The sequence below is a fragment of the Paenibacillus sp. 598K genome (genome assembly GCF_003851045.1).
Classification (GTDB): Bacteria; Bacillota; Bacilli; order Paenibacillales; family Paenibacillaceae; genus Paenibacillus_D.
In genome coordinates this window covers 37,106-44,591 of the sequence record NZ_BFBX01000003.1, presented here as the reverse complement: position 1 = coordinate 44,591, position 7,486 = coordinate 37,106, and the positions used below count along the sequence as shown (strand labels likewise).

The 7,486-nt window shown below is 61.1% G+C and carries 5 protein-coding genes; all 5 read right to left on the bottom strand.

Annotation, left to right across the window (positions count from 1 at the left end; genetic code table 11):
* Positions 1 to 277 (bottom strand): YlxM family DNA-binding protein (ylxM, locus tag PA598K_RS00980; protein WP_128655161.1); only part of this gene is annotated, 277 nt, incomplete at its 3' end.
* A gap of 157 nt (positions 278 to 434) precedes the next feature.
* The gene (gene ftsY / locus PA598K_RS00975; RefSeq protein ID WP_128655042.1) at positions 435 to 1,427 is read right to left on the bottom strand and encodes a signal recognition particle-docking protein FtsY; all 993 of its coding nucleotides are present in this window, start codon (positions 1,425 to 1,427) and stop codon (positions 435 to 437) included.
* A gap of 44 nt (positions 1,428 to 1,471) precedes the next feature.
* A complete protein-coding gene (smc, locus tag PA598K_RS00970) occupies positions 1,472 to 5,047 on the bottom strand; it encodes a chromosome segregation protein SMC (RefSeq protein WP_128655041.1) in 3,576 nt (1,191 codons plus the stop codon).
* A 249-nt stretch (positions 5,048 to 5,296) separates the two neighbouring features.
* Positions 5,297 to 5,995, bottom strand: a complete 699-nt coding sequence (gene rnc / locus PA598K_RS00965) for a ribonuclease III (RefSeq protein WP_128655040.1) — start codon at positions 5,993 to 5,995, stop codon at positions 5,297 to 5,299.
* On the bottom strand, positions 5,985 to 7,226 hold the full coding sequence (gene fabF, locus PA598K_RS00960; RefSeq protein ID WP_128655039.1) for a beta-ketoacyl-ACP synthase II: 1,242 nt from the start codon (positions 7,224 to 7,226) through the stop codon (positions 5,985 to 5,987). Before fabF ends, rnc begins: the two co-directional genes overlap by 11 nt.
* Positions 7,227 to 7,486: the final 260 nt, after the last annotated feature.

The following is a 7,486-nucleotide window of genomic DNA, read 5'->3' as shown; positions in this document are numbered from 1 at the left end:
CCGCCAGCCGCGTCAGCCACTGCTGCTCGCGCTCGTGACCCGCCAGCAGACCCAGCTTCGTCTCGTAGCTCTCGAGCGCGCCCTCGGCCCGCTTCACATGCTCGTAGACAGCTTGTCTGCTAATCTGGAACTCTGCCGCGATCTCGCCCAGCGAGAAATCGTCGTGATAATAATATCGAAGAAACGTCTGCTGCTTCTCAGTCAGCAGCGGCTCGTAAAAATCAAACAATAAATTGACGCGATTCGTCTTTGCAAGGGCTCCCGGTTCAGCTGTCACTGCCAGTCCTCCCTGTTCCGTACTTGGATCGCAGGTGTAAAGCTCCAATGCTTGACACCTGTGCAACGAATCTTATTCTACCTCATGCAGCACATGGTGTCAAGCGTTGAACCTTGTCAGCTTGTCATAGCCGAAACGGACGGTCTTTCGCCCCCGATCACACCTCGGCTTCGGCTTCCTTCTGAATCAAGCCGGCGAACAGGGCGTGTACGAATTGCTCGGAATCGAACTGCTGGAGATCGCCCATCTTCTCACCGAGCCCAACCAGCTTCACCGGCAAATTCAGCTCATTGCGAATCGCGATTACGATACCGCCCTTGGCGGTGCCGTCCAGCTTGGTCAGCACCAGACCGGTGACGCCGCTTTTCTCGCCGAACAGCTTGGCCTGGCTCATCGCATTCTGCCCTGTCGTCGCATCGAGGACGAGCAGCACCTCATGCGGCGCGCTTGGCACCTCGCGCTGGATGACGCGGAAGATTTTGTTCAGCTCTTCCATCAGATTGTTTTTGTTTTGCAGCCGTCCCGCCGTATCGCAGAGCAGGACGTCGACGCCGCGCTGCTTGGCCGCCTTGACGGCATCGAACATGACCGCAGCCGGGTCGGCGCCGGAATGCTGCTTGATGACATCGACGCCGACGCGCTGCCCCCATACCTCGAGCTGCTCGATCGCGCCTGCCCGGAACGTATCGCCCGCCGCCAGCAGCACGCTTTTGCCCTGGCTCTTGAAGCGATGCGCCAGCTTGCCGATCGTCGTCGTCTTGCCGACGCCATTGACGCCGACGAACAGGATGACCGTCATGCCGCTCTCCGCCATCTTGAGCTGCGGGTCCTCTACACCGCGCAGCATCTCCACCAGCTTCTCCGAGAGCACCGGCTGCAGCTCGGCCGCGTCCTCGATCTTGCGCTTCTTCACTTCCGTGCGCAGATCGTCGATCAGCTGCATCACCGTATTGACGCCGACATCGGCGCCGATCAGGATCTCCTCAAGCTCCTCAAAAAATTCCTCGTCGATTTTTTTGCGGCGAGTGATTAGCTCCTCCACCTTCTCGACGAAGGCGGTACGGGTTTTGGTCAAGCCTTCCTTGAATGCCGATGTCACCGCTTCGGTCTTGCTGGCGATGCTCTCCTTCAGCCGTTTAAAAAAGCTCATCTCTCTACTTCCTTCCTTGGTCTGTTGCTACGCTGGTCTATCGATTACGCGGATACGGCCTCCTCGTCCTCCAGCCGGACAGAGACCAGCTTGGAGACGCCGCCTTCCTCCATCGTGACACCGTAGAGCACGTCCGCCTCCTCCATCGTTCCTTTGCGATGGGTGACGACGATGAATTGGGTCAGTCCCGAAAACTCGCGCAAATACTGCGCGAAGCGGGCGACATTGGCTTCGTCTAGCGCCGCCTCGACCTCGTCGAGCACGCAGAACGGCACCGGCTTCACCTGCAAAATGGCGAAAAGCAGTGCGATCGCCGTCAACGCCCGCTCGCCGCCGGAGAGCAGCTGCAGGTTTTGCAGCTTCTTGCCAGGAGGCTGGGCGACGATGTCGATGCCGGTGTCGAGCACTCGCTCCGGATCGACCAGGACGAGGTCGGCGCGACCGCCGCCGAAGAGCTTCGTGAAGACGACGCTAAAGTGGCTGCGGATCGCCTCGAAGGCAGTGCGGAAGCGCCGTCCCATCTCCTGCTCCATCTCGCGTATGACTTCATAGAGCGTGGTTTTCGCCTCGATCAGATCGTTTTTCTGTTCATTGAGGAACTCATAGCGCTCGCTAACCCGCTCATACTCGTCGATCGCGCCGAGGTTGACCTCGCCGAGCGCGGCGATGCCGCGCTTCAGTTCGCGCGTCTCCTGCTGGGCCGTTGGCACGTCCTCCGGCACCGGGTAGCGCTCCTTGGCCAGCTCGAAGCTCAGCTCGTACTCCTCGCTCAGCTTGCGCAGCAGGTTGTCGAGCTCGACATCGAGCCGATTGGCCGCGATCTCGGTCTGGCGCAGCCGCTCCTCGACCTGACGGAGCTGGATACGCTGCTCCTTGGTCTCGCTCTCGCCCTGTTCCAGCTGGCGGACCAGCTCGGCGCGCGCCGCTCGCTTGAAGTCCGTCTGCTCGGCGCATTCCTGCTTCTTCAGACGGTTGTGATTGAGACTTTCGGTCTGGCTCACCGACTCCCGCTCGAGCCGCTCGCGCTCCTCCTGCTGATTGGTCAGCAAGCCGCGCACCGACGCGAGCTCCTGCTTGGCACGAGTCATCTCGGCATGGACACGCGCCGCCTGATCCTCGCAGGAATGTTTTTCTTGCTCGGTCTTGGCGACCCGGATCTTCATGTCGGTCAGCTGCCCTTGCAGCTGCTCCTTGGCCGACTCGCTCGCCTTGCGCATCGCTTCGGCCTGCCGGATCGCCTCCTGCAGCCGCGCCTCCTCCTGCGTCTGTTGCGCGAGCCGCTGACGCGCGGTATCGGCCGCAGCCGCGAGATCCTCCTGCTCCGTCGCATGACCTTGCCGGTCCTCGACGAACAGCTGTTTTTGCTCCTCGAGATGCCGCGACTCGTGATCGAGCTGCTGCAGCTCGGCCCGCAGCTGCTGCTCGGCGATTCGTGCCTGCTCGCTGCGGCTGCGCAGCTCCTCCAGATTCTGGTTACGGATCGACAGCTCCTTGCGGATATCGTCCATCTTGTCCTTCACTCTTGTCAGTTGCTCCGCAGTCTCGCGGATATCGCGATCGAGCTGCTCGATCTGACGACTGCGGCCGAGCAGATTGGCGCCCTTCTTCTGCAAGCTGCCGCCTGTCATCGAGCCGCCAGCGTTGACGACATCGCCCTCCAGCGTGACGACGCGGAATCGGTAGCCGCATCGCGAAGCGATCCGGTTCGCCTGCTCCAGCGTCTCAGCGATCAGCACATTGCCTAGCAGATTGTAGATAATCGAGCGGTAACGGTCGTTGCAGCTCACCAACTCGGCAGCTACGCCGACGAACCCTTCGAGCGATTCCACCATCCGCTTATCCTGCTCCGGCAGCTGACGCGGCCGGATGACATCGAGCGGCAGGAACGTCGCCCGTCCGAGCTGACGCTGCTTCAGGAAGCCGATCGCCGTCCGAGCCGAACGCTCGTCCTCCATGACGACATGCTGGAGCGCTCCGCCCAGCGCCGTCTCGACGGCTACCTCGACGCGCTCGGGCACCGTCATCAGCTCGGCGACTGCGCCGTGCACGCCCTGCAAGCCGTTCTGGTTCCGTCTCGCCGCCTTCAGCACCTCGCGCACGCCATGCATGAAGCCATCGAGGTCTTGCTGCATCTCCTTCATCGTATCGCGTCTGGAGGTTAGCGCATCCTGCTTTTGCTCCCATTTACGTGTGGCGCTCTGCGCCTCCTCCAGCAGCTTTTGCAGCGATTGCAGCTGCTCGCTCTCGCCGATGTAGCCGTTGCGCAGGCCATCCAGCTCCTTGAGCGTGCTCTGCAGCCGGCGCTCGAGATCCTTGCGGCGGCCGAGCAGCTTCGCATGCTGCTCCTGCCACTTCGTCTCCTCGCCGCCGAGCCGCTCGACGCGGCGCTGCACCGCTTCCTGCTGCTGCTCCGCGTAGCGGATCTCATTGCGCAGCTGCGCCATCGCGCTCAGCACCTCGAGCAGTTCGCCCTTCAGCGACTCCTCCGCCGTGCTGCCGGCTTCTCCCGCGACGCCGGCGAGTCTCGCTTCCTCCGCATGGAGCTGGCTGCGCAGTCCGCCGAGCGCTGCCTCGAGCTCGGCCGCCTGGGCACGGAACGCTGCCTCCTCAGCAGTCAGTGCGACGATTCGCTCATCGTGGGCAGCTGCCGTCTCCTCCAGCTGCGTCCGGTTTTGCTGCAGATTGCGCTTGCGCTCCTTCAGCACTTCGCCGTAGCCCTCGGACTTCTCATACTCCTCGCTATAACGGAGCATGTCAGCATGCAGCCGCTCCAGCGCCTCCTCGACCTCTCTGAGCTGCTGCCGTTCTTTCTCCAGATGGGCGTCGTGCTTGCCGACGATCGCCTGGAGCGCGAGCTGCTCCTCCTCGAGCTTCTTCATCTTCTCCGACGCTTCGTTCCAGGATTTGTGCACCTCCTCGATCTGATGCACATAGAGCGAGATTTCCTTGATCCTCAGCTCCTCGCGCAGCGCTTTGTAGCGGATCGCCTTCTCCGACTGCTCGCGGAGCGGCCCTACCTGATCCTCCAGCTCCGAGACGAGATCGTGGATGCGGAGCAGGTTTTGCTCCGTATCGTCGAGCTTTTTTTGCGCTTCGCGCTTGCGCGATTTATATTTGACGATGCCTGACGCTTCCTCAAATATGCCCCGGCGGTCCTCGGAACGGGTGCTCAGAATCTCCTCGATCCGACCTTGGCCGATGATCGAATAGGCTTCCTTGCCGATCCCCGTATCCATGAACAGCTCCGTAATATCCTTCAAGCGGCAAGCTTGCTTGTTAATGAGATATTCGCTGTCGCCGCTGCGGTGGACGCGCCGGGTTACCGTCACCTCGTTGAACTCGAGCGGCAACGCTTGATCGGTATTGTCCAGCGTCAACGACACCTCGCCATACCCAACGGCCTTGCGGGCGTCGCTGCCGGCGAAGATGACATCCTCCATCTTGCCGCCGCGCAGACTTTTGGCGGATTGCTCCCCCAGCACCCAGCGGATGCTGTCGGAGATGTTGCTCTTGCCGCTGCCGTTTGGTCCGACAACGGCGGTAATTCCGGGCACGAATTCCAGCTCGGTCCGGTCGGCAAACGATTTGAAGCCTGCCAGTTCTATACGTTTCAGGAACATAGTCGTACCTTCACCTCACCAGCTATTGTACCATAACCGGGCTGCCCCCGACATAGCCTATCCCGCGTGCAAGCAAGCGCAACCGACTCACCGCTCTGCAATGAGCCGTGGCTAGCATCGTCCAATGCGCGCAAAAACCAATTCATTCCTACAAAGCAAGCGAAGGCCCCGGAGCACCGGGACCTTCGCTTGCTTGCGTTGCGTGTGTTTGGTACCGCGCGGCTCGCGTTGTCAATCATCCATGAACGATTAGCTCCCCGCAGTCAGCCGCTCCCAAGCTTCGGAAGCCGCTTGCTGCTCGGCCTCTTTTTTGGTGCGGCCGCTGCCGTTCCCCCAGCGCTCCTGCCCGACATACACCTCGACGATAAATTCGCGGTCATGTGCCGGTCCGCGCTCCTCTAGCACCCGATATTCGACGCTGCCGAGCGATTGATGCTGCGCATGCTCCTGCAGCTTGGACTTGAAGTCCTTCACCAGCATCGGACCATCGTTCTCGATATGCGGGAAGACGCGCGACGCAAGGAACCTCCGGACGGCCTCCAACCCCTGATCGAGATACAAAGCGCCGACGAACGATTCGAACAGATCGGCGAGCAGCGCCGGTCGATGACGTCCGCCGAGCTGCTCCTCGCCGCGTCCGAGCAACACATACTCGCCAAAGCCGAGCAGCTCGGCGAATCTGGCAAGCGAAGGCTCGCAGACGATCGAAGCCCGCATCCGGGTCAGCTCGCCTTCCGGGCGTTTCGGATACGCGCCGTACAAATATTCCGAGACTAGCAATTGCAGCACAGCATCGCCGAGAAACTCCAGCCGCTCGTTGTCCTTGGCGGAGCCGTGCTTGTGCTCATTGACATAGGAGGTATGCGTGAACGCCTGCTTCAGCAATCCCGGTCGCTCGAACGTCAGTTGCAGCTTTTGCTGAAGCAAGCCAAAATGATCATGCTTCATACTTCTTCATCACGATAGTCGCGTTATGTCCGCCGAACCCAAAGGAGTTGGACATCGCTACCTTCACGTCCGCCTGACGCGGCACGTTGGGCACGTAGTCCAGATCGCACTCGGGATCCTGGTCCTCCAGGTTGATCGTTGGCGGGATAATACCGTGACTGAGCGTCAATCCCAGAATGACCGCTTCGACGCCGCCAGCCGCACCGAGCAGATGGCCCGTCATCGACTTGGTCGAACTGATCGCAACCTTGTAGGCATGTTCGCCGAAGGCGCGCTTGATCGCCGTCGTCTCCGAGCGGTCGCCGACTGGCGTCGACGTACCGTGCGCGTTGATGTAATCGACCGCCTCCGACTCGATGCCAGCGTCCAATAACGCTCGTTTCATGCAACGTGCCGCACCGTCCGGATCAGGCTCGGTCATATGATGCGCGTCGCCGCTCATGCCATAGCCAATAATCTCGCCATAGATGCGCGCGCCGCGCGCCACCGCATGCTCCAGCGACTCGATGATGAGCACGCCAGCGCCCTCGCCCATGACGAAGCCGTCGCGTCCGGTATCGAATGGCCGGCTGGCCTTCTCCGGCTCGTCGTTGCGGGTCGACATCGCCCGCATCGAGCAGAAGCCTGCCATGCCGGTCGGCCGGATCGTCGCCTCTGCGCCGCCGCAGATCATCACATCAGCTTCGCCGCGCTGGATCAGCTTGTAAGAGTCTCCGATCGAGTGCGTCCCCGTCGCGCAGGCCGTTACCGCCGTGCTGTTAGGGCCCTTCGCGCCTGTGCTCATCGACACTTGGCCGGAGCCCATGTTGGCGATCATCATCGGGATAAAAAACGGGCTTACCCGCTTGGGTCCCTTCTCGAGCAACAGGTTGTGCTGATCCTCCCAGGTGCCAAGTCCGCCGATGCCGGAGCCGATCATGACGCCGATCCGCTCGGCGTCCACGTTGCCGCCGATCTCGATGCCAGAGTCGCGCAGCGCCGCCTGGCTGGCGACGACCGCGAACTGGACGAACCGGTCCATCCGCCGCGCTTCCTTCCTGTCGATTCCGAAGTCCTCGGGATTAAAGTTCTTGATCTCGGCTGCGATGCGAGTCGGATATTCGGAGAAGTCGAACGCTTCGATCTCCGAGACGCCGGAGCGGCCTTCGAGCAGATTGCCCCAGAACGCATCGATCTCGTGCCCGAGCGAGGTCATGACGCCCATGCCGGTAACTACTACTCTCTGCTTCACAACATATCACCCCTACAGGTTGCATTAGTATAAAGTCCATCTTTAGGTGTCGCTTGCATACAGCAAGCGCTTGCCATACGCCGCGCCTAACGGTCAGAAATGACGCTTGGCGCCGGAAATATCGATCGCTCGTTCGGCTAACGGTCACATATGACGCTTACCCGTACAGAGAACGCGTCAAGCGCCGCCCTCCGCTCGCCAAGCTGCAGATTTCCGTTAGCTTCGTCCGCTTCGTCAAATCCGCTTCTAAGCCACATATC

Excerpts from the sequence above, each read along its gene's own strand:
- ftsY (WP_128655042.1), bottom strand. The coding sequence starts at position 1,427 with ATGAGCTTTTTTAAACGGCTGAAGGAGAGCATCGCCAGCAAGACCGAA.
- smc (WP_128655041.1), bottom strand. The coding sequence starts at position 5,047 with ATGTTCCTGAAACGTATAGAACTGGCAGGCTTCAAATCGTTTGCCGAC.
- rnc (WP_128655040.1), bottom strand. The coding sequence starts at position 5,995 with ATGAAGCATGATCATTTTGGCTTGCTTCAGCAAAAGCTGCAACTGACG.